This window comes from Prevotella sp. 20925_1_30 (assembly GCF_041433025.1).
GTDB classification, from domain to species: domain Bacteria; phylum Bacteroidota; class Bacteroidia; order Bacteroidales; family Bacteroidaceae; genus Prevotella; species Prevotella vespertina.
Genome location: NZ_JAPWAR010000018.1, coordinates 1 through 21,907 on the forward strand (window position 1 = coordinate 1; position 21,907 = coordinate 21,907).

At 41.3% G+C, this 21,907-nt stretch carries 19 protein-coding genes and 1 tRNA gene; 14 read left to right on the forward strand and 6 right to left on the reverse strand.

Annotation, left to right across the window (positions count from 1 at the left end; all coding sequences use genetic code 11):
• Nucleotides 1-285 (reverse strand): helix-turn-helix domain-containing protein (locus tag O3603_RS08495; RefSeq protein ID WP_371522190.1); only part of this gene is annotated, 285 nt, incomplete at its 3' end.
• Nucleotides 286-312: 27 nt separating this feature from the next.
• Nucleotides 313-600 (reverse strand): helix-turn-helix domain-containing protein, encoded by a 288-nt coding sequence (locus tag O3603_RS08500; protein ID WP_371522192.1) that lies wholly within the window; start codon nucleotides 598-600, stop codon nucleotides 313-315.
• Nucleotides 601-953: 353 nt separating this feature from the next.
• On the opposite strand from O3603_RS08500, the gene O3603_RS08505 reads away from it, so the two are divergent.
• The 7 genes from O3603_RS08505 to O3603_RS08535 all read left to right on the forward strand — a co-directional run bounded on the left by O3603_RS08505 (nucleotide 954) and on the right by O3603_RS08535 (nucleotide 7,485).
• Nucleotides 954-2,297: a VapE domain-containing protein gene (locus tag O3603_RS08505; RefSeq protein ID WP_371522247.1), complete on the forward strand. Its 1,344-nt coding sequence runs from the start codon at nucleotides 954-956 to the stop codon at nucleotides 2,295-2,297.
• A gap of 182 nt (nucleotides 2,298-2,479) precedes the next feature.
• Nucleotides 2,480-3,454 (forward strand): toprim domain-containing protein, encoded by a 975-nt coding sequence (locus O3603_RS08510; protein ID WP_371522194.1) that lies wholly within the window; start codon nucleotides 2,480-2,482, stop codon nucleotides 3,452-3,454.
• Nucleotides 3,455-3,465: 11 nt separating this feature from the next.
• A complete protein-coding gene (locus tag O3603_RS08515; RefSeq protein ID WP_371522249.1) occupies nucleotides 3,466-3,885 on the forward strand; it encodes a DUF3408 domain-containing protein in 420 nt (139 codons plus the stop codon).
• Nucleotides 3,886-4,245: 360 nt separating this feature from the next.
• The gene (locus O3603_RS08520) at nucleotides 4,246-4,671 is read left to right on the forward strand and encodes a hypothetical protein (protein ID WP_371522196.1); all 426 of its coding nucleotides are present in this window, start codon (nucleotides 4,246-4,248) and stop codon (nucleotides 4,669-4,671) included.
• Nucleotides 4,661-5,722, forward strand: a complete 1,062-nt coding sequence (locus O3603_RS08525; RefSeq protein ID WP_371522198.1) for a relaxase/mobilization nuclease domain-containing protein — start codon at nucleotides 4,661-4,663, stop codon at nucleotides 5,720-5,722. Before O3603_RS08520 ends, O3603_RS08525 begins: the two co-directional genes overlap by 11 nt.
• 318 nt (nucleotides 5,723-6,040) lie before the next feature.
• The gene (locus tag O3603_RS08530) at nucleotides 6,041-6,628 is read left to right on the forward strand and encodes a hypothetical protein (RefSeq protein WP_371522200.1); all 588 of its coding nucleotides are present in this window, start codon (nucleotides 6,041-6,043) and stop codon (nucleotides 6,626-6,628) included.
• Nucleotides 6,629-6,636: 8 nt separating this feature from the next.
• Nucleotides 6,637-7,485 (forward strand): Kiwa anti-phage protein KwaB-like domain-containing protein, encoded by an 849-nt coding sequence (locus O3603_RS08535; RefSeq protein ID WP_371522202.1) that lies wholly within the window; start codon nucleotides 6,637-6,639, stop codon nucleotides 7,483-7,485.
• 457 nt (nucleotides 7,486-7,942) lie between these two features.
• Here O3603_RS08535 and O3603_RS08540 read toward each other — a convergent pair whose 3' ends face one another.
• Nucleotides 7,943-8,707: an ABC transporter ATP-binding protein gene (locus O3603_RS08540; protein WP_371522204.1), complete on the reverse strand. Its 765-nt coding sequence runs from the start codon at nucleotides 8,705-8,707 to the stop codon at nucleotides 7,943-7,945.
• 181 nt (nucleotides 8,708-8,888) lie between these two features.
• Nucleotides 8,889-9,635, reverse strand: a complete 747-nt coding sequence (locus tag O3603_RS08545; protein WP_004381600.1) for an ABC transporter permease — start codon at nucleotides 9,633-9,635, stop codon at nucleotides 8,889-8,891.
• Between the two features lie 385 nt (nucleotides 9,636-10,020).
• Here O3603_RS08545 and O3603_RS08550 point away from each other — a divergent pair, with 385 nt between their 5' ends.
• The 4 genes from O3603_RS08550 (at nucleotide 10,021) to O3603_RS08565 (ending at nucleotide 13,088) form a co-directional block, all read left to right on the forward strand.
• On the forward strand, nucleotides 10,021-11,361 hold the full coding sequence (locus O3603_RS08550; protein WP_371522206.1) for a hypothetical protein: 1,341 nt from the start codon (nucleotides 10,021-10,023) through the stop codon (nucleotides 11,359-11,361).
• Nucleotides 11,362-11,660: 299 nt separating this feature from the next.
• Nucleotides 11,661-12,488, forward strand: a complete 828-nt coding sequence (gene lptB / locus O3603_RS08555) for an LPS export ABC transporter ATP-binding protein (protein ID WP_009434464.1) — start codon at nucleotides 11,661-11,663, stop codon at nucleotides 12,486-12,488.
• Nucleotides 12,489-12,620: 132 nt separating this feature from the next.
• A tRNA-Ser gene (locus O3603_RS08560) sits at nucleotides 12,621-12,709 on the forward strand.
• A 250-nt stretch (nucleotides 12,710-12,959) separates the two neighbouring features.
• Nucleotides 12,960-13,088 carry a hypothetical protein gene (locus tag O3603_RS08565; RefSeq protein WP_371522208.1) on the forward strand — a complete coding sequence of 43 codons (129 nt, stop codon included), beginning with the start codon at nucleotides 12,960-12,962 and terminating at the stop codon, nucleotides 13,086-13,088.
• Between the two features lie 135 nt (nucleotides 13,089-13,223).
• Here O3603_RS08565 and O3603_RS08570 read toward each other — a convergent pair whose 3' ends face one another.
• Nucleotides 13,224-14,858, reverse strand: a complete 1,635-nt coding sequence (locus O3603_RS08570) for a RagB/SusD family nutrient uptake outer membrane protein (RefSeq protein ID WP_314868206.1) — start codon at nucleotides 14,856-14,858, stop codon at nucleotides 13,224-13,226.
• 12 nt (nucleotides 14,859-14,870) lie between these two features.
• Entirely contained in the window at nucleotides 14,871-17,834 is a 2,964-nt protein-coding gene (locus tag O3603_RS08575) for a SusC/RagA family TonB-linked outer membrane protein (protein ID WP_371522251.1), read from the reverse strand.
• A 488-nt stretch (nucleotides 17,835-18,322) separates the two neighbouring features.
• On the opposite strand from O3603_RS08575, the gene tig reads away from it, so the two are divergent.
• The 3 genes from tig (at nucleotide 18,323) to clpX (ending at nucleotide 21,826) form a co-directional block, all read left to right on the forward strand.
• Nucleotides 18,323-19,687, forward strand: coding sequence for a trigger factor (gene tig, locus O3603_RS08580; protein ID WP_314868203.1), 1,365 nt, complete (start codon nucleotides 18,323-18,325; stop codon nucleotides 19,685-19,687).
• 175 nt (nucleotides 19,688-19,862) lie between these two features.
• Nucleotides 19,863-20,576, forward strand: coding sequence for an ATP-dependent Clp endopeptidase proteolytic subunit ClpP (gene clpP / locus O3603_RS08585; RefSeq protein WP_287315754.1), 714 nt, complete (start codon nucleotides 19,863-19,865; stop codon nucleotides 20,574-20,576).
• 11 nt (nucleotides 20,577-20,587) lie between these two features.
• On the forward strand, nucleotides 20,588-21,826 hold the full coding sequence (clpX, locus tag O3603_RS08590) for an ATP-dependent Clp protease ATP-binding subunit ClpX (protein WP_371522211.1): 1,239 nt from the start codon (nucleotides 20,588-20,590) through the stop codon (nucleotides 21,824-21,826).
• The last annotated feature ends 81 nt before the right edge of the window (nucleotides 21,827-21,907 follow it).

The window sequence follows — 21,907 nt, forward strand, 5'->3', positions numbered from 1 at the left end:
TTTATAATTCATCTCTAACAGCCTTTCCAAATCCGACTCCTTATAGAGTATCTTCCCTGCGAACTGTGTATAGGGAATAATCCTCCTGTCCCGATAGTCCTGCAGGGTGCGGGGGCTGACATACAGCCGTTCGCATACTTCTTTACCTGTGAGGAAGTGCTCACCGCCAAAGAGTGGCTTGTGTGTCTGTGCTACTTCCTTAATTCTCTTGCTTACTCCGCTGATAGCGGACAGCACCACCTGCATGTCGTCAGCCTCCATGTTCAAGTCCTTTACTGATTCCATAATACCCTTGTCTTATTTCTCGTTCTTTTATTTGTCTGTTTTTGATTTCTCCGATTTTGTCTGTAATAGCCATTCCACATCCTCATGCTTGTAATAGCACTTATGTCCTACTTGGGCAAAGGGCAACACACCTGTATCCCGATAATGCTGCAAGGTACGCTTGCTGATATTAAGCAACTTGCACACATCACCATTGTGCAGCCAATCGGTGTGCCTGCTTTGTTCCCCGAATGCCTTGTGGCATGTCTCGGCAAGGCTGAGTATCTCGTTCCTCAGCTTTGCCCAGTTTGAATCCGTAATGATAAAATATCCCATAATTTTATTGTTGTTTTGTTTGTAATTCCTTTTTGTATTGCGCCTTAATGCACGTTTCTGTCTGCAAAAGTATGATGTGTTTGCCATACTTCAAAGCACGAGAGAGCAGCAAGGAAATACAGGGAAAAACAAGGAAAAGACAAAAGGATTGTCGCTCTCTTTCTTTGCCTCCACACTCCATTTTATCATATCCGTTTTATCTGACGCAATGCTATTCGGATTGGAGCAAATAAACACATTCCTTTCTTGCATCATTTCTATACTTGTCCTCTTGTTTGGGGCTTAAATCCATGCTTTCCGACAGTTTCCTACCTGAAATCCGTGAGAAATTCATTGCCAATGTGCGCAACATTATGCAAGCACTCTCCGAATGCTTGGCACTTTCCTGTTCTCTTCATAACTTCACTCTCAGAAACCAAACCAATCATATAATGAAGAAGAATGCAGATAAAGGCAAATTGGAGGGCGGAAACAGCGAACTTCATACAAGAAGGAAGTTTTCCAAGAACTCGAAGATAGAAGCCTATCTCTCCACTCACTACGAGTTCAGATACAATACGGTATTGGGAAGAACCGAATATCGTAGCAAGAATGATGCTCACTTCTCAAAGGTGGGGCGCTATGAAATCAACACGCTCCGCAGGGAACTTGACAACGATGTGGGAATTATCACATCTTCCGACAACCTCTATTCAATTATTGAGAGCAGCTTCTCTCCACGTATCAATCCCATGCAGGAGTATTTCAAAGACTTGCCATCGGTGGATATAAGCAGTAGTTCTCCCTTTGCGTTGAAAGCCATTCCCCACTTGGCAAGTTGTGTGGTCGTGCGCAACTCCGACAAATGGCTACCGTACCTCACCAAGTGGCTCGTGGCAGTGGTTGCCAACGCAATGGACGACCATGAGTGCCGTAACCACACCTGCCTCGTGATGACGGGCGAGCAGGGCAAGTTCAAAACTACATTCTTGGATTTGCTCTGTCCACCTGCCCTGCACGGTTACAGCTACACGGGCAAGATATATCCGCAGGAGAAGGACACGCTTACCTATATCGGGCAGAATCTCATCGTAAACATTGACGACCAGCTCAAAGCCCTCAACAAACGGGACGAGAACGAGCTGAAGAACCTCATCACCTGCCCGATGGTCAAGTACCGTATGCCTTACGACAAGTATGTGGAGGAACATTCCCACTTGGCAAGTTTCGTGGCATCGGTGAACGGCAACGACTTTCTTACAGACCCCACTGGAAGCAGACGTTTCCTGCCCTTTGAAGTTCTATCCATAGACATAGAGAAAGCCAAGCGTATTTCAATGGACAATGTCTATGCTGAAGCCAAAGCCCTGTTAAAGTCTGGTTTCCGCTATTGGTTTGATGAGGAAGAGATTTCCGAGCTATACAGGGAGAGCGAGGATTTCCAAGTGCAGACCGCAGAAATGGAACTGCTGCTACGCTGCTTCGAGAAGCCAACGGAGGATGAAAGCTATTCGTTAATGACCACTACGGAGATACTCACTTATTTGGGTATTTATACTCACCAACCACTTGTTGCCAAGCGTATGGGCGAAGCCTTGAAGAAAGCAAGATACATAAAGGTGAGCAAACGAAGAAACGGTAGTAGCCCCATCTATGTCTACAAGATTAGGAAAATCTTGCCATGCCCGCTCCTTCAAACTTGTAGTAGCCAAAAGTAGTAGAATGTGTAGTATTGTCTTATACTACAAAGTGATACTGATTATCAATCACTTATCACAAAATAGTATGTAGTAAGAAGAAAGATGAAAAAGTTTGGAGGGGGAAAACTTTGGAAACGGTAAAACCATAAAAACAGATAAACATAAATAATTATCATTCAACCCATTAAAGTATCAAAGCAATGAAAGAAGAAGATTTATCAGCAATTAAGCGATACCCCATCGTGGAGTATCTCGAAAGGAAAGGCATCAAACCTGTCCGCAAAACACCTACCTATGCCATGTACCGTTCACCGCTCAGGGAGGAAACGCATCCAAGTTTTAAGGTGGACACTGAGAAGAACCTTTGGATAGATTATGGCGAAGGTAGGGGCGGAAGCATCATCGACCTCTGTATGCGTATGGAGGGCTGCACGCTATCGGAAGCCATCCGTCGTTTGGGGCAGAACGCTTCCGATAATGGCACATATAGTTTTCTTAATGACTTCGTGCCAAATAATTCCCAGCCTGTGATGGCTGTAAATGGAGCAAGGAGACTGATAGAAATATCAGACACCTTGCCACCACATTTACAGGAATATCTTACGAAGGAACGCTGTATTGATTTGGAAAAGGCTATGCCATTCCTCAAATGTATCAGTTATGAGGTAAGGGGCAGGCGCTATCAAGCCATTGGCTTTGCCAATCTCTCTGGCGGCTATGAGCTTCGGGACGACAATGTGTTCAAGGGAACGATTGCCCCGAAGGACATTACTCCGATATTCACGGACAGAGCGGAACCTGTATGTATCTTTGAAGGCTTCATGGACTTCCTCTCCTTCCTTTCAATGAAAGAAGAGATTACCAACCACTGCCTTGTGATGAACTCCGTGAGCAACGTGGCAAGGACTATCCGCTATTTGAATGACCGACACCTTACCCATATCCGTGCCTTCCTTGACAATGATGAAGCAGGACGGAGGGCTGTTCAATATTTCATAAAGGCAGGCTTCCATGTTGAGGACATGAACATACATTACAAAGACTTCAAAGATCTCAACGATTTTCATATCAGCCGTGTCCGTGAACAGCAGAAACGGAAAGCGCAGAAACAGACACACATATCAATTACAGGACAAAATAAGAAATCAAAACAAGTTAAACTTAAAACGAAATAGAAATGGAAACTATGATGAGCGACAAAGATCTTTCATGGTTCTTGGGTGTGGAAGATGAAACAGAGAACGAATCTACTTCACAAGAAGCGACTGCGGTTCCTGAAAGAGAAAGACCAACGAACAAGCAGGACACAGAGAATACCATGCACTCCGAGCCTACACAGAATACTAAGAGTGCAACTATTCAAAGACGTATCAGTGCCAAGATGAGAAAGAAAACACTCGAAGCCTACAAGCAAGCCTATCTTGTGCCGACCAAGTTAAACAACCGTAAGGCAGTCTATCTGAGTAGGGAGACACAGGAGCGTGCCGACTTCATTGTGCGTAGGTTAGGCGACAGGGGCAGCAACCTTTCAAGCTTTGTTGAGAACATTGTGCGTCAGCATCTGGAGGAATATGGTGAAGACATAGAGAAATGGAGAAGACTGTAAGCCGCAAGAAAAGGTAGACGGTTTTCTGGAAAAAGGTCTACCCTTTCTTCAAAATAGGTCTACCTTTTTTGCTAAAAGGGTCTACCTTTTCTTCTTCGGTTTAGTTCTCTGTGAGAATGCCACGAATGCAGTTAGTCATAGAATGCACGGCATTCGTTTTTGGACGGCAAAACGCTTTATGCGTAAACGGTCTGTTAGGTAGCATTGCAAGACGTCAGTTTGTACCCACAAACTGCGCCCAGCTCCCCTCGTCAGACTATCGGGGAGATAAGACCGTAATCACTCCGTTCTCATCGGTCAGCATTCAAGAATTAAGAGACAATGAATCATCTATAATGATTAACTTTCAAAGAAACTTATATGAACAGACGCAAAGGAAAGACTGCTAAATGGCAGCAACAGAATAAGGAAGAGCAGAAGATGAATAAGACAGAGTTCATCAAGGTAAGATGCACCTCAGAGGAAAAGCAACGTATTAAGTCAAAGGCAGAAAGCGCTGGGCGTAAGTTCTCCGATTACTGCCGTGAGATACTCCTAAATGGAGAGGTGGCAGCCGTTCCCAAGATGACCGAAAATGAGAGGGAAGCCATTTGTATACTTCAGCATACAGGACGGTTCTATGGGCAGATTTCTAACCTTATCAAGGTAAAGGATGAAAGGTGGGTACATATAACAAAGAACCTTTCGCTATGTGCCAAAGAGGCATTTAAGCGGTTTTACGACCCCCATTTTCGTGTGGATGATGAGATATATAAGGTCTTAAATCTAACAAGAGATGATAGGTAAATGTAAGGCAATAGCGCATGGTAGCACGGCTTTGGACTATATTTTCAGAGAGGGTAAACTTGGCAGTCGGCTTGCCTTCCACAACCTTTGCAGCAGGGAGCCAAAGACTATCTATGAGGAAATGAAAGTGGTCAGCGATTACAACACACGGTGCAGGAATAAGTTCCTCCGTATCGAAATAGGTATCGCACCGCAGGACGAGAAAAGACTGCCTGTATCCGAGCTTATGAGAATAGCCCATCTGTTTGCCAAGCGAATGGGACTTGACAACCACCAATGGGTAGCGGTAACACATAAGGACACCGACAACAGACACATTCACATCATTGCCAACCGTATCAGTCTGTACGGAGAGGTCTATGACACTACTTTTGTGAGCAATAGGGCAGCAAAAGTGGAGGAGGAAATAAGCAGAGAGAAAGGCTTGACCATTGCGAAGGAAGTAAAGGCGGAAAGACAACACCAAAAAGCAAAGACCAATCCTACGAGAGAGCAAACAAAGAAAGAGATGCAACAAATCTGTTATGCTCAGCTTGACAAGTACAAAGGAACAGGAGTCACGGGGCATTCCATGTTCCTTTATGAATTGAACAAAAACGGCATTATTATTGAGCGTATGAAGAATAAGCAAGGTAACGTCTATGGTTTGAAGTTCTCCTACTGTGGACAGACATTCAAAGCTTCCGAGATCGGCAGGGAGTTCGGCTACCATTCCTTGCAGAAGAACTTTGAAACAACCAACAAGGAAGAATCAAGGAAACCACACCAAACGATACAAGAGCCAATAGAAAAGAAAGAACAACCTGATACAGGTTACCAACTCGTACCTCCAAGCCGTTCCTCTATCTCACGAGAAAATGATACCTCACAAGTACAGAATCCCATTGGTGCAGTAGCAGACACCATTGTTAGTGCAGCCGATGAAGTTGTAGAAGGGTTAGGCGATTTGATTACACCATCCACACAGGGCTATGACTATGCCGAAGCTGTGTGGCAGCGCAGACTCAGATATCAAGCCAACAGAAAGAAGAAGCGGGGACGAGGATTATAGTCCAATCACAAATCGCATTATAAAAGTGCAGAAAGAAGAATATCTCATTAAAAACGCTTGTTATTCGCAAGCAAAGTATTATCTTTGCAAACAGAATAACAAGTGTTCTTTGTTAGATAGAAATAGCTTTTTAATCTAACTTATGAAAGACGTAGAATTCTTTAGCAAAACAAATATTTATAAGATTTTGAGGAACTATTAAGCCAAATTAAGCTATAAACCTCTCAGGGAACTATATTGTTAAAACAGGAACATGATATTCACATATCTTACTTACAGGTATGTGAACTGCTTGATAAAATAAATAAGAATAGATGTATGGCACTGAATATTTCAAAAATATTTTTTACAATGACTGTAACTGCACCAACATTCTTCTCATTGGCATTAACTGGCATAGTGAAAGATTATGAAAATTATTGTGATGTATGGAGGAAAATTTGGTCAGACAAGACTTGTCTTAATAGCTTTGAGTGGTGGGCTATTAATGGCAGCCTACTATTTATGTTGTTCTGCATAATAGGTGTATTTTTCTATCTTAAAAATAAAGGTAAGCATTCTGAAGAGGGAAAGACTATAACTGTTATTTCTTATTCAAATATGTCGCAAAGCGGAGTGGAACAAGTTCTGTCATCAGTAATTCCATGGCTCACTGTTTTTGCAGATAATTTAGATTTTATAATTTTATTTTTTTGCATCGTACTACAAGGCTGTCTTATAGCAATAACTAGTTACAATAACAGTAACTATAATATAATTTGTTCGATATTAGGCTATCGCTATTATGAAGTTCATACAGAAGAGAATACATATATACTACTTTCAAAAAAATGTATTAGAAATAAAAAAGATATAAAATCATATATAGATATAACAGATTATATGGGATTAATCATTAATAATTAAGAATAGATATGAGCCAATTTTACGCCTTAATGTCAGACAACACGGTGAAATATATTTCACTCAAAAAGGATGTGGTTACTGACATTAGAAATATTTTTATCAACGGTGCTGCGAGATTAAAAACAGCGGAAATGGAAGAAGATGAATTCAGTGGAGATATAATGGCGAGAAATGGAGAAAATATTACTTATGTAAAATTCTTTTTGCCTGACGACTTCAACAGAATTCCTGACAATCAAGCAGATATGTCTGAGTATGATATAGAGAAAGATATCCCTAAAAGTATTTTTTGGTATGAAGAAAGGAGATTTCTCTTTCAAGTTTTTAACAAAAGAAACATATTAAAGCGTAAGACAGTATTGAAACGTGAATATGGGAATTCTTTTTCAAAAATGCAAGAAAATGCGTTTATAATTGAAGAAAAGGTTAATGCTATATATGAAGATGGAAAGTTGTATTTTCAGAGTTATACAAGTGCAAATCAGATTTTTTCTTTACTTGATTTTGTGACTGAAGCAACTAATGGAGAAATTGATTCCTTCGGAGAAAATGAAAACTTAGAAGCTAATGCTGGCCTCATTAAAAATATTGCAAATATTAAGACCAGAAGGCTAATTAAAGTATTATCATCAACAACAAATGTCTCAACCTTTACAGGGAAGTCCCTTAGTACAAAAAAAAGACTCTTAAAGAAATATGGTATAAAGGCCCAGATTAATAATGAGGGAAAACTTATTCTTCCTACTCATAATGTGTCAGAACTTAATAGAACTTTGGAATTTCTAAATGAAGACATTTTTAGGGGGGTAATAACAAATAGCTTATACAAATCAAATTCTAAAAAGAGAGACCAATAGCAGATTTAAAAAGTATAGTTAGGTTTTTTATCGTTGTAAGGATACATTCTTTATCCTTGAAAACGCTTGTTATTCGGTAATAAAGTATTATCTTTGCAAACAGAGAATAACAAGCGTTCTTTGTTAGGCAGAAAACAGCAAAGCCAAGTACTTCGCTCGTTTCCAAATCGTTACCTGTTTAGTTATATTAGCAAGGTAACTTGTTCATTTTCAATAAATTGTATTTTAGGAATTATCTTGAAAAGCGAATGATGGCGAATAGGCTAGAGACTAGTGCAAAATACGCCAGGAGACAAACGAAAAACAGGGAAAACGAAAGGCAATACGTGCGTATTTCGTTTTCCCTGCTTATCCTTTCGGATGGGTTATTGATGTTATTTCTTCGTTTAGAAGGCTATGCCCGCCAGCGGATTTTGGGTAGGTGCTGCCCCTCCTATATAATCCTATGAAGTGCTATTTACTCTGCGGATAGCTCAATGCTCTTCACCTTCTTGAAGAGATCCGATGCGAAGACAAGGTCGTTCAATTTCTTATTATGTGATGAGATGACAGAATCTTTATCGCCTTGCCACTCCTTCCTACCGTCTGCAATGAATACTATATTCTCGCCAATACCCATCACGGAGTTCATATCATGCGTGTTGATGATGGTCGTCATATTAAACTCTCGAGTGATACTCGTCAATAGTTCGTCAATGACAAGGGAAGTCTTAGGGTCGAGTCCAGAGTTCGGCTCGTCACAGAAGAGGTATTTCGGGTTCATAACGATGGCTCTTGCTATGGCAACACGCTTCTGCATACCTCCTGAGATTTCACCCGGATACTTCTGTTCTGCGCCTGATAGATTCACTCTCTCTAGACATTCTAGTGCCCTTTTGTCGCGTTCAGTAGCCGACATATCCGAGAACATATCGAGAGGGAAGCGTACATTCTCTAGCACGGTGAGCGAGTCGAAGAGCGCAGCACCCTGGAATATCATACCCATCTCACGCCTCATGAGAATCTTCTCCTTCTTTGTCATATTCACAAAGTTGCGCCCGTCATATAAGACTTCGCCCTTTGTGGGTTCTATGAGTCCCGTCAGAGAACGCATGAGCACGGTCTTTCCCGCACCACTTTGTCCGATGATGAGATTCGTCTTACCATCTTCAAAGACAGTATTAATGTCCTTCAGCACTTCTTTGTCACCGAATGACTTGAATAGATCTTTAACTTCAATCATAGTAGAGGAGCCTCCTCCAGCCCCTCCGAAAGGAGGGGAGTCCCATATACTAAGAGTGGGATGTGGGAGAATTGTTAGTTTTCTTATTCTTAATGATACTATATGAAAAGTTTTCCCTGCCGTTTCTAACTAGCTTTCGTTAGGTACTCCCTTCCTTGGAAGGGCTGTGGGAAGTCTTTTTCTAACTCAACATCTGCGTTAGGAACACATCGCTAAAGAGAATCAAAACGCTAGAGCAGACAACAGCATCAGTGGATGCTTTGCCCACTTCGACACTTCCGCCCTTCACGGTGTAGCCCATGTAAGACGATACGCTTGAGATGATGAAAGCAAAGAAGAAGCCCTTAATTATACTCATCCACATAAACCACGGATTAAAATCATGCTGCAATCCAGCGGTGAGATCTACTGGTGTGATGATATGTGCGAAGTAGGCTGTGGCGTACGCTCCGATGATACCCGTTGCAGCAGAGAATATTACGAGGAACGGCATGATGGTCATCAAACCAAGAATCTTTGGTAATATCAGATAGCTGGCAGAGTTGATTCCCATAATCTCAAGGGCATCTATTTGCTGAGTCACACGCATGGTGCCAAGCTCTGAGGCTATATTTGAGCCTACCTTACCCGATAATATCAAACACATGATACTACTTGAGAACTCCAAGAGCATAATCTCGCGCGTTACATAACCAGATACCCAATGAGGCATCCAAGCACTTTGTACGTTGAGTTTTATCTGAATACAAATCACAGCTCCTATAAAGAACGAGATGAGCAACACGATTCCTATAGAATCGACACCTAGTTGTGACATCTCTTTAAGATATCTTTTAAAGAACATTCTCATGCGTTCCGGGCGACTTAATGAGCGCCCCATCAGCATAAGATAATTACCGAATGTATTCAGCCACTTAATGATAAGCATGATTCTCTTATTTAGTTTTGTGGCTACAAAAGTAGGCAAATAATCACAGATATAGGCAGGAAAGACATTATTTAATAATCTTTCTTGTGTGGTTCTTGTGAATTATAGTGCATGAATAAAATGTCTGATGAATGGTAAGAGGGGAGGGGTGTGCTGACAATAAATGATCTCTATTCATTGTGTTAATGGCTTCGTATATATATAAGAGCAATATTTATTTTCCTTATTTACTATCAGTTTGGCACTATTTTGTTTGCATATTTCAAATAAAATAACGAATATTGCAAAATGATTGCCACATATTCAAAGTGTCATCTATTTGCTTTCTTTATTTATTTAAATAACTCACTAGCGTTCCTTTTACGCTATATTAAAACAAATGTGTATGATGAAACAATTACTTATTTCAGCTTTATTCTTATGCTGTGTGACAATTTCAAGAGCTCAAACTATTCCTAGTGAGAAGGTAGTAATCAGTGTGAAGGCTAATACCACCTTGGTTTCGTTTGTAGTGCGTACGCTTGCTAATGCTCCCGTTGTCTGTGATTTTGGATCAGATGAAGGCGTTAAATCTTTTCCTTCAAATACTGATGGAACCTTCACAAAGGTAGAGTACCAATTCGTAACTCCTTCTACTTCCGAGCGTACTTTCACCATTGCTGCCGACAAACTAATGACTTTGCGCATTGTACAGAGGCGTGAAGTAAATGGTGTGGTAGAGGTGAAGTCAAATGCTCTTCGTGATTTGAATGTTGATTATGTAGACCTTACTGCGCACGATAAGGTGGATGTATCTTTATGTCCTAACCTTGAAGTATTGACCTTGAGTGCTAGTGGTGTTGGTGAGATAGTACTTCCTAAGAGTGATAACCTTGTGTCGGTGCAGGCATCTCCAACCCTTCTTGGACAAGGATCATTGCGCCAGTTGAATAATCAAGACGCAAAGAATCTAAAGCAGTTAGGTGTTACGGGGGCTTCTATTAGCAAGCTCGATGTAAGCAATAACCTTAACTTAGAGACCTTGGTATTCGCTAATCCTAAGAAAGTTCTTCGTGAGATTAATGGAGCGAAGGCGCTTCGTAAATTGCAAATGCTTGATGTTCGAGGAAATGCACTAGCCTTTGACCAAATCCCCGACCGCTATATTCAGGATTCTCCAATCGAGAACTTCCGATACAGTGGACAGACTGCTTACCTTGTTCCTCAAGATAAAATAAACGGGTTAACAGTAGACCTTTCTTACCTTCTGTCTGCTCGTGGTATCTCAACAGCAGCCGAACGGACGGAGTTCACATGGATGTATAAACGTAATGAAGCGGCTGCTTATGAGCCTGTTCCTGCTAATAAGTTGACCAATATACTTGGTGTATTTACTTTTGATAAGTCTTTGTCAGAGGATGATGTTGTGCGTGTTTATTGCAAGATGTCGAACCCCGGCTTCCCTGGTATTGGTAAGAAGAGCAGCAATACACTTGGGACTTATATGATAAAACTCAAAGCCATCCCTAATGGTATAACTTCTGTTACGGCTTCGGATGCTGCTTTACATGTGATAAAGACCGATGATGGTTGTCGTATAGAGACAGCCACACCACAACAGGTTATGGTTTTTGATGTGAATGGAAAGACTATTTGGACTGGAAGAACACCATCAAATATAGAATTGAAACATGGTGTTTATATTGTTCGTTCAGCGTCTGGTGAGGTTCTGAAACTAGTTAAGTAATGATAAAAAAATAACTTGGTATTTTTTTCTCTCTCTCCATGAAACCATATAGTTCCATTTCTGGAGTTTTTCATCAATTGAATACACTGCTCAAGACCGATGCCTCGGCTCCGAAAATGTACCAAGTTATTTTTTAATCATTACTAAGTAATACTCGGATGTGACTCTTTGTCTCTTAAAAAACACAAACAACAAGGTGCTATATAGCCTTGTTGTTTGTTGTTTTATTAATATTTTGCTACATTTGCAAACTATAAGGAGAGGCAAGATAACAGCAAACTCGAAAGAAAAGAATAGCTATGTCAGAGACAGATAATATAGTTGTGCGTCCAGAAGAAGAGGGGAGTATCCTGCATACGGACAAGTTGGTAAAGCGGTACGGAAAGCGTACTGTGGCAAATGGTGTGAGTATTAGTGTACGACAAGGAGAGATTGTCGGGTTGCTCGGACCGAATGGTGCAGGAAAAACAACATCTTTCTATATGACAACAGGACTTGTTGTTCCTAACGAAGGTCATGTTTATATTGACGACCAAGAGATTACTAATTATCCTGTCTATAAGCGTGCGCGTGCGGGTATAGGCTATCTTCCACAGGAAGCAAGTGTCTTTCGCAAGATGAGTGTCGAAGACAACATCATGAGTGTATTAGAGATGACGAAGTTAAATAAGCAGGAACGCATTGATAAAATGGAAAGTCTTATCCGTGAGTTCCGCCTCGAGAAGGTGCGTAAAAACCTTGGTGACCGTCTTTCTGGAGGTGAGCGTCGTCGCTGTGAGATTGCTCGTTGTCTGGCTATTGATCCAAAGTTTATCATGCTGGATGAGCCTTTTGCGGGTGTAGACCCTATCGCTGTTGAGGATATTCAGCATATTGTTTGGCGATTGAAGTTCCGTAATATCGGTATTCTTATCACCGACCACAATGTGCATGAGACATTGAATATCACCGATCGAGCTTATCTCTTGTTTGAAGGACGCATCCTTTTCAAAGGGACGCCAGAAGAGTTAGCTGCCAATAAGATTGTTAAGGAGAAGTATCTGGGTACAGACTTCGTGCTACAAAAGAAGGACTTCCAGCTGTTAGACCAGCGTAAGCGAGCACAGCAAGAGGGTGTTGAACTATAATAGACAATAGGAGTTGAACATTAGATTAGAGCGTACATCATTGTTTTATTAATTATCAGTTAGAGCGAAATTCACCCTTTGATAATTTGTTGTTTACATCATAAATGCTTACTTTTGCACAGCATTTAGTAAGGAAGTATGGCAGAGTGACCGAATGCGCTGGACTCGAAATCCGGTATACGCCCATAGGTGTATCGGGGGTTTGAATCCCTCTACTTCCGCAAAGCTATTCGGTAAAGAGTAACGTAATCATATCTTATGTGTATCGCAGGATATGGTTACGTTTTTTTTATTAAAACCTTCTTCTCTCCCTTCTTCCAAATGAATAGAGGATAGAATAGTATTAGTCAAAAACAAAGGGGACGTTTCTTTGATACAAGGAAATGCCCTCTTCGATATGAAGAAGCGCCTTTCTCGAATGGAGAGGGGCGTTTCTTGTGAAACAAACTCTAGATTCGTTTCGTTAAGACAATGGTAGTACTGAAACCATTGGGTGTATTTACTTATCTCAGTACAAGTCTCTTTGGTCAGTTTGTTATGGTGTTTGCCTTGGTAAGCGATACTTTCGAAGCAGATAATCAGGGGGATTACTCTTATTAAGTTATAGTAGAGACAATGGGTTTCACTCATTGCTTTGAGTAGTTATAATCGCTATAATATGGAAAGCCCACCTATCGCAAACTCTTTTGAAGAGTAAGCAATAGGTGAGCAGGATAGGTTTAATAAATAAAGAACTTATCGTTTCAAGTTCGGATTTTTCTCAACTTCTGTACCTGGATAAGGCAAGTAGTTCATGTTATCATTCCATGTTCCTGTGACTGGAACACTCTCTGTTGCAACGAACCCTGCGGCTACTGTGAGTGGTGCGTTAGCCTTGCGATACTCGAAGTTATTACGTAGAATGTTCATACGCAACTCATCACTTCGGCGTGTAGCAAGGGCAACCCAGTTTCCAGCAACTTCCCATCCATGCTCTTTAAAGGCAGCTTCTGCAAGCTGGTTAGGGGTCATAGCATCAATAGCAACACCATCAACGATTGTTGCCGCAGCCCCATCAACAGCGCGAGCACGCACTTTCTTCAAACATTCCTTAGCCAGTGCGAGGTTGCCACCACTGCGTGCTGCACTCTCTGCATACCATAGTAATACCTCTGGATAGCGTATGAGTTGATGGCGAGTGTCGGTACACATACCCTTGTAAGGCTTCTTGGTGTAGTCGTAAGGTGCTTTAATCTCCTTGCCATTATCGTCTGCATTGATGGTAAAGATGGAGAACATTGGGTGACGCTCTGCCACAATAGGCTTACCGCTACCATCAAGTGCCCACCAATCAACGAGCGTTCCATCCTTTAAACGTATTTGTGGATCATAGATGGCACGCTTACGTGGACCATCAGGGAAGTCTTTCCAGAACTTAATCTCACCCCATGCATCGCCCCATCCACCGAGACTTTCAAAGAAACAACAGCTTGAGAACTCTGAATCAGTCGACCAATTCTTTGTCGGGGAGAAGTTGATTCCAAGTATAGTCTCCTTGTTGTAGTTGTTACCATACGAATAGACGTTACGCCAATCAGCATCCATAGTAGCGTTATACTTGCCGCTGTTCACACCATCAATAACCTCCTTTGCCTTTTCTGCAGCCTTCGCATAATATTCCTGACCCTTGTTTAGAGGATAACCAGCCATTGACATGTAGACTGCGGATAGTGTTGACTTCACCGCCTGTTGCGTTACATAGACGTCAACACCGAAGAGTTGGGCTGGAGCTGATGTGTAATGTGTTGGCAGATTGACAGCATCAACAGCCTCCAGATCCGATACGATGAGGTCATAGACGCCCTGAACATCAGTTAACTTAGTTGTTCCGTTGTCATCTTCATTATGTAGATTGATGGGAAGAGGACCAAACACACGCACAAGATAATAGTATGCGTATGCACGCCAGAAACGTGCTTGAGCGATGGCAAGGTCGATGTTCTCTTTAGCAACAGGCGTCTTCTCTGCATTGTCAATGATGTAGTTAGCTGCCTGAATGAGATTATAATGCAGTCTCCAAGCATCTCTTACACCCTTGTTATTATCGGATACTTGGAACTTATCTATCTCTGCACAAGCCTGCTTATTAGAGCCTGGATTAGCCGTAATATCGTCACCTTGCCATTGAGGATAGCCTGGATTGGTGTAGTTTTGAGTATGATTCACCTGCTCATAGAGGGCATACAGACTTTCATCAAGGTCGTTTTGTGAAGCGAAGAAATTACCAGGGGTATGCTTACCTTTTGGGTCTTCGTCTAGAATATCACTACATGCTTGTAGCGTAAGGGCTGAAGCAAGGAGCATGCAGCCATAGAATATATTTCTTTTCATATCGTTATTTTGTTAGAAGTTAAAGCGAATGTCGAATGTAAAGGTGCGTGGATTAGGATATGTGCCCATATCAATACCATTGTCCATGTCGACGTTGTTGTTAGAAAAAGACATACCTGCAGGATCCGCACCCTTGTAGCTTGTGATTGTAAAGAGGTTTTGTATGCTCAATGCTAAGCGTATATCAGCAAAGTGAGTGTGCTTGCGAGCAATATTGTATGCTATGCTTATGTTCTCACAGCGGAAGTAATCTGCATTCTCAATCCACTTGCTTGAGTTGCCAAGGTTATTGTTCCCTACAGCATTAAGAGCAGGCATTGTCTTACCAATCTCACTGATGTAATCGGCTGCAGTAACAAACTTTGAAGCACCTACCATGGAGTTCATTGCGAAGCGAACAAGGTTCAATCGTTGTGCTCCAAAGGCACTATTGAAGAAAGCATTGAACTCCCAATTCTTATAGGTAATTGAGTTGTTCCAACCCATTGTGAAGTCTGGATTAGCACAACCGAGTATCTGTCGGTCTGCACTTTGGGGACTTGTGGTGATGCTCCCATCGGCTGCATAGTAGCTGTCGAGACCATTTGCGTTTAGACCTGCCCACTTGTAACCATAGAATGTACCAATAGGTTGCCCTTCCTTAATGATAGTTGAAGGTTCAACTGTGCCTGGAGAAGGTGAGCTACCATAGAGAATTGGATCTTGTGATGTCAACTTTACGACTTTATTCTTTAGATAAGAACCATTGATAGTAGATGTCCATGAAAGTTCTGGAGTATCTATGATGCGTGCTGTAAGTGCAATATCAAGACCTTTGTTGGTAATTTCACCAGCATTAACCCAGTATTGTGTACCACCGAGATAGTATGTACGTGACTTCTTTAATAAGGCATCGGAGGTTTTCTTATTGAAGTAGTCAATGCTCAACTCCAGCCTGTTATTGAGGAAGCTAACATCTAATCCAATGTCAAACTGTTTCGACTTCTCCCATGTTAGGTCTGGGGTTGCGATGTTTTTAGCCCAGTAGCCTGTGTAAGTCGTTGATGTTCCGAAGTCAAAGTTAGTAGCGGTCATGGTGCCTAAAGTTGCATATACTGGTACTCCTTGGTTACCGATAAGACCATAACTAGCACGGATTTTCATGTTACTAATCCATGTGATTGGTTTCATGAATTTCTCATTACTGATGGTCCAAGCCGCAGCGATAGATGGGAAATAGCCCCACTTCTTCTTTGAGAAACGTGAACTACCATCGGCACGGAACGTTCCTGTTAGCATGTAGCGATTATCGTAATTGTACATTACACGACCTACCCATGAGAGAAGTCCCCACTTGCTGTAATCGTTTGAACCACCTCGGTTAGTTGCATTGTTATAATCCCACCATCCAACGGATTCTGTTTGAAGGTTAGTACCATTGAGCCCCATCATACGAGTGGTACTCTGTGTAGCCTCGAATACACCTGTTGCTGTGAGGTTATGCTTGTCCCATGCGCCCGTATAAGTAAGGTTATTGGTGGTTTGTAAAGTGGCACGTTGATGATCATTGTTGCCCATACTACTCTTAGGAAGTACCCTTGTGGTTGAGAAACTATAGCCTTTGCCATCAAAGTAATCAAATCCGTTGGTACTGGTAAAGGTAAGTCCTGGAAGAATATGGAACTTTAAGTCTGCATGACCAGTGAGTATATCTGTGCGAAATTGACTAGCATTTGCAATCAAAATACCATAAGGATTGGCTTGAATTGAGTTATAAGGATCCTTCATAAAATTGCCTTTCTGGTCATACATCTCCATGGTTGGAGAGTAGTTTTCAGCAATCCATAGTGGATTATATTGCGACATATCAAAACCACCTCCTGTACTCTTTCCATGGCTGTAATCGAGGTCTCCTGTGAATTCAAACCATTTATAAAGGCGAGAGTGAATGTTGAGTTTAGCTTGATAACGTTCAAATTGAGTATTCTCAACGACACCTTTATTCTTTAGGTAGCTGCCACTCATGTAGTATTGTGTGTCGGCATTACCCTTAGATATCGTAAGTTTATAGTTCTGAATAGTTCCTGTGCGGAGAATCTTATCCATCCAATCAATGCCAGGCTTCGTACCATCGAGGTAAGGTTGTAGCTCTGCTTGGTTTGTAATCTTACCTCCATCAAGTAAAGCCTGTGCATATTGCTTTGTGGTCATCACCTTAGGCATGTTGTAAGCGTTGGCAATTCCGAGGCTAGCATCAAACATGATACTCTGTTGACCTTGTTTTCCTTGCTTGGTCTGAACGAGTACAACGCCATTTGAGCCACGGCTACCATAGATGGCAGTAGACGATGCATCCTTCAAAACTTGTATGCTTTGGATATCTTCAGTATTGATACCGTCGAGTCCATTCTCACGTACAATACCATCAACAACATATAGTGGGTCGTTGTTACGATGGATAGAACTCGTACCACGCACACGGATCTTTACGCCACCACCAGGTACGCCACTTTGGACAACATTAACACCTGTTACACGTCCTTGGAAGGCTTCACTAACGTTCTTAATAGGCTGATCTCTGAAGGCTTTGTCGTTCATTACCGCTACAGAACCAGCCAAATCGGCTTTGCGAACACTACCATAACCAATGACAACAACCTGATCCATGGTTTGTGTACTTTCTTTTAAGGTAACGTTAAGTGAGCCTCCTCTCCACATAATTTCGTTCTTTTCATAACCAACATAGCTGACAATAATGATTGTACCAGCCTTTACGTTAGATAGAGAAAACTTACCATCAAGGTCGGTAATGGTTCCATGTGTAGTCCCTTTTGCCATGATTGTTGCTCCCACGATAGGGTCACCATTAGCATCGACAACCTGTCCTGTGCAAGTGTTATTGGCCTGTTGCATGACAGGCAAACTTGTCATAGGTTGCATAGCAGACTTTCCTGCATAGGCAGATCCTGTAGAAATGGCAGCTGCAACTGCAAACATTCCTAGCTTCCTAAATTGCTGTTTCATATTAAGTATTGTGTCTTAGATGAATAATATCGACCTGGTAAACTTGATTTAGGTTTCTTGTTCGTTTAGGTCGGTTAGTATTTATGTCTGTTTAGGTTTATTGTATTATTTGTGACAAATGTAATTCTTTTTGTGAAAAGAATCTTACTTTAATACTAAAATTAACATTTAATAAGAGAAAAGAGAAGACTGATTGTTATAAGAACTCTTGCTAATTGGGTTCTTAAAGGATCCCTTCTCTGGAGGAAAAGGGTCGGGATTTGAGTTTTGAAGAGTGCTGATAAGTTCGTTTTTAACCATTACTACCTAGGTTAAAAAAACAAATTTCCCTCTATATATGATAAGGTTGTGCGAAAAATTAAGTATCTTTGCACACCAAATACCCTATGAAGTGCAATACTCTTAGCGTGTATGTAAACATTTGATAAATAATAATTAAACATAAATTCAATAATATCAAGATGAAGATTTCATTTGAAAATCCAGACAAAGTAAATGGTTTGATGACCATTACAGTAGAAGAGTCTGACTACAAGAATGAGGTTGAGAAGACCCTCAAGGATTATCGTAAGCGTGCTAATGTGCCAGGTTTCCGCCAGGGGCAAGTACCAATGGGCATGATTAAACGTCAGTATGGTCCACAGGTGAAGATGGATGTTATCAATAAGATCCTAGGCGAGAATCTACAGAAATATATTACTGATAATAAGATTCAGATGTTGGGTCAGCCAATGTCATCAGAGGCTCAAAAGCCTGTAGAGTTGGAGCAACCTGCACCTTATGAGTTTAAGTTTGATATTGCTGTTGCACCAGAGTTTAAGATCGAATTAAATGGTAAGAACAAGATTGACTTCTATGAGATTGAGGTTGATGATAAGCTGATTGATCAGCAAGTTGAGATGTTCCAGAGCCGTGCAGGTCACTATGATAAGGCAGAGACTTTCGATCCAGAACAGCGTGACTTGTTGAAGGGTGATCTTCGTGAGTTGGATGAGAATGGTAATACTCTTGAAGGTGGTATTACTGTAGAGGGTGCTTCTTTGATGCCACAATATATAAAGGTTGAGGATCAGAAGAAGCTCTTTGATGGTGCAAAGGTTGGTGATATTATCACTTTCAATCCTACTGCAGCTTACCCAGATAACGATATCGAGGTGTCTTCTCTATTGAAGATCAAGAAGGAAGAAGTTGCTGAACATAAGGGTAACTTCTCGTATCAGATCACTGAAATCTCACGCTTTGTTAAGGCAGAGAATAATGCTGAGTTATGGAAAAGCGTATATGGTGAAGATACCGAGATAAAGGATGAGGCTTCATTCCGCAAGGCTATCGCTGATGGTTTGAAAGAGCAGTTGAAGGGTGATTCTGACTATAAGTTCGTTCAGGATCTCCGTGCTTATTGTGAGAAGAAAGTGGGCGATCTTACTTTCCCAGATGCTCTCTTGAAGCGCATTATGTTGGCTAACAACCAGGATAAGGGTGAAGAGTTTGTAGAGAAGAACTATGAGCAGAGCGTCAAAGAACTTACATGGCACTTAATCAAGGAACAGCTAGCACAAGCTAATGATATTAAGGTCGATGATAATGATGTACGTGAGAGTGCACGCCAGATGGCACGTGCCCAGTTCGCTCAATATGGTATGACCAATGTGCCAGAGGACTACTTGAATGGTTATGCTGATGAGATGTTAAAGAAGCGTGAGAATATCGATTCTTTCGTAGAAGCAGCATTGGATCGTAAGCTCGCTGCCGCTATTAAGAAGGTAGTGAAGCTAAATACTAAGACTGTAACTCTCGATGAGTTCAACAAACTTGTAAGCGAGTAATAATTTTAAGAAAAATCTTCTTTTATATATAGAGGTTATCGGTTTTTTTCCTTATCTTTGCTTATAGTAAGCGAGAAGATGCCTGTTTTATGGCATACTCTTTGTGAATATGGCAATAATAAGGGAGGTCGATAACCTCTATTTTTGTCACATTATTATATAAGAAAGGATTACAATGAATGATTTTAGGCGATTTGCCACAGGACACCTAGGGATGAATGGTATGGTGCTAGACGATGTTGTTAAGGCACAAGCACAATACTTAAACCCTTATATACTTGAGGAACGTCAGTTGAATGTTACCCAAATGGATGTTTTCTCACGCTTGATGATGGAGCGTATCATCTTTCTTGGTACACAAGTAGATGATTATACTGCTAATACAATACAAGCTCAACTTCTTTACTTGGACTCTGTTGACCCTGGTAAAGACATCTCTATTTATATCAATTCACCAGGTGGAAGCGTGACAGCGGGCTTGGGTATCTATGATACCATGCAATTTATTTCTAGTGATGTCGCAACCCTCTGTACTGGTATGGCTGCATCTATGGCAGCAGTATTATTGGTTGCAGGAAAAGAAGGGAAGCGATCTGCACTAAAGCATAGTCGTGTTATGATCCATCAACCATTGGGTGGGGTACAAGGTCAGGCATCCGACATTGAGATAGAAGCAAAAGAGATTATGAAGTTCAAGAAAGAGCTTTATACTATCATTAGTGACCATTCCCATCAGAGCTTCGAGAAGGTTTGGAATGATAGTGATCGTAACTATTGGATGAACGCAGAAGAGGCTAAAGCATATGGAATGATAGATGATGTTCTTGTTAAGAAGTCTTCCGATAATGTCCTCAATACGTCTGATGACAATACAGAATCAAATAAGTAAAGGAGTAAATAATGCCCCAGAAGAAATGTAGTTTTTGTGGTCGCAGTGAGAAGGAAGTAAAGCTTCTCATCACAGGGTTGGATGGTTACATCTGTGAAGATTGTGCACAGCAGGCTTACAAGATAGTTACACAGACAGGCGCATTGGCTGATGATGAGAATACTGGTAGTGTTGCTTTTAAGGTAAAGGAGGTTCCTAAGCCCAAAGAAATTAAGCAGTATCTTGACGAATATATCATTGGACAGGATGAAGCTAAACGCTATCTTTCAGTTGCAGTGTATAACCATTACAAGCGACTTCAGCAACCGAAGAACGAAGATGGTGTAGAAATAGAGAAGAGCAACATCATTATGGTGGGTTCAACTGGTACTGGTAAGACCTTATTGGCACGTACTATTGCGAAACTTCTCGATGTTCCTTTCACCATTGTCGATGCAACAGTATTCACCGAAGCAGGTTATGTTGGTGAGGATGTGGAGAGTATTCTCTCACGCTTGTTACAGGTAGCTAACTTCGATGTAGCAGCCGCTGAACGTGGTATAGTATTTATCGATGAGATTGATAAAATTGCCCGTAAGAGTGATAACCCAAGTATTACACGTGATGTAAGTGGTGAGGGTGTTCAGCAAGGATTGCTGAAGTTATTGGAAGGCACAATGGTTAACGTCCCACCAAAGGGTGGTCGTAAGCATCCTGATCAGGACTATATCCATGTGGATACTCGCAATATCTTATTTATTTGTGGTGGTGCTTTCGATGGCATTGAACGTAAGATAGCACAGCGACTCAATACACATGTGATTGGTTATAACTCTGTTCAGAATATTGCAAAGATAGATAAAAAGGACTTAATGAAGTATGTTTTACCACAAGACTTGAAGTCCTTTGGTCTTATACCAGAGATAATTGGTCGTTTGCCAGTGCTTACCTATCTTAGTCCACTCGATCGAGAAGCTTTGCGCAACATCCTTATTGAACCAAAGAATTCCATTGTTAAGCAGTATATCAAGCTGTTTGAAATGGACGATATAAAGCTCACTTTCACAGAAGCAGCTCTTGATAGTATTGTAGACAAGGCTGTTGAATATAAGTTAGGAGCCCGTGGACTACGTTCAATCGTAGAGTCTGTAATGATGGATGCTATGTTTGAAGTCCCATCAAGAGACGTAAAAGAATTTGAGGTGACGGAACAATATGTTCGTCAACAGCTCGATAAGGCTCATATCCAACAATCGGGGGCAGCCTCATAACATATATGTATAGTCTGCCGATGTAGTGTGTAACGCTGCATCAGCAGACTTTCTTTGTTTCTACCAAAACCATAAACGGAT

Bases quoted from the DNA above. Each gene is read 5' to 3' on its own strand.
- O3603_RS08575 (WP_371522251.1), bottom strand. From the start codon at position 17,834: ATGTTTGCAGTTGCAGCTGCCATTTCTACAGGATCTGCCTATGCAGGA.
- O3603_RS08565 (WP_371522208.1), top strand. From the start codon at position 12,960: ATGGTAGTACTGAAACCATTGGGTGTATTTACTTATCTCAGTACAAGT.
- O3603_RS08510 (WP_371522194.1), top strand. From the start codon at position 2,480: ATGAAAGAAGAAGATTTATCAGCAATTAAGCGATACCCCATCGTGGAG.
- O3603_RS08520 (WP_371522196.1), top strand. From the start codon at position 4,246: ATGAACAGACGCAAAGGAAAGACTGCTAAATGGCAGCAACAGAATAAG.
- O3603_RS08545 (WP_004381600.1), bottom strand. From the start codon at position 9,635: ATGCTTATCATTAAGTGGCTGAATACATTCGGTAATTATCTTATGCTG.
- O3603_RS08530 (WP_371522200.1), top strand. From the start codon at position 6,041: ATGGCACTGAATATTTCAAAAATATTTTTTACAATGACTGTAACTGCA.
- O3603_RS08500 (WP_371522192.1), bottom strand. From the start codon at position 600: ATGGGATATTTTATCATTACGGATTCAAACTGGGCAAAGCTGAGGAAC.
- clpX (WP_371522211.1), top strand. From the start codon at position 20,588: ATGCCCCAGAAGAAATGTAGTTTTTGTGGTCGCAGTGAGAAGGAAGTA.
- O3603_RS08535 (WP_371522202.1), top strand. From the start codon at position 6,637: ATGAGCCAATTTTACGCCTTAATGTCAGACAACACGGTGAAATATATT.
- O3603_RS08505 (WP_371522247.1), top strand. From the start codon at position 954: ATGCAAGCACTCTCCGAATGCTTGGCACTTTCCTGTTCTCTTCATAAC.
- tig (WP_314868203.1), top strand. From the start codon at position 18,323: ATGAAGATTTCATTTGAAAATCCAGACAAAGTAAATGGTTTGATGACC.
- O3603_RS08515 (WP_371522249.1), top strand. From the start codon at position 3,466: ATGATGAGCGACAAAGATCTTTCATGGTTCTTGGGTGTGGAAGATGAA.
- O3603_RS08525 (WP_371522198.1), top strand. From the start codon at position 4,661: ATGATAGGTAAATGTAAGGCAATAGCGCATGGTAGCACGGCTTTGGAC.
- lptB (WP_009434464.1), top strand. From the start codon at position 11,661: ATGTCAGAGACAGATAATATAGTTGTGCGTCCAGAAGAAGAGGGGAGT.
- O3603_RS08570 (WP_314868206.1), bottom strand. From the start codon at position 14,858: ATGAAAAGAAATATATTCTATGGCTGCATGCTCCTTGCTTCAGCCCTT.
- O3603_RS08540 (WP_371522204.1), bottom strand. From the start codon at position 8,707: ATGATTGAAGTTAAAGATCTATTCAAGTCATTCGGTGACAAAGAAGTG.
- clpP (WP_287315754.1), top strand. From the start codon at position 19,863: ATGAATGATTTTAGGCGATTTGCCACAGGACACCTAGGGATGAATGGT.
- O3603_RS08550 (WP_371522206.1), top strand. From the start codon at position 10,021: ATGATGAAACAATTACTTATTTCAGCTTTATTCTTATGCTGTGTGACA.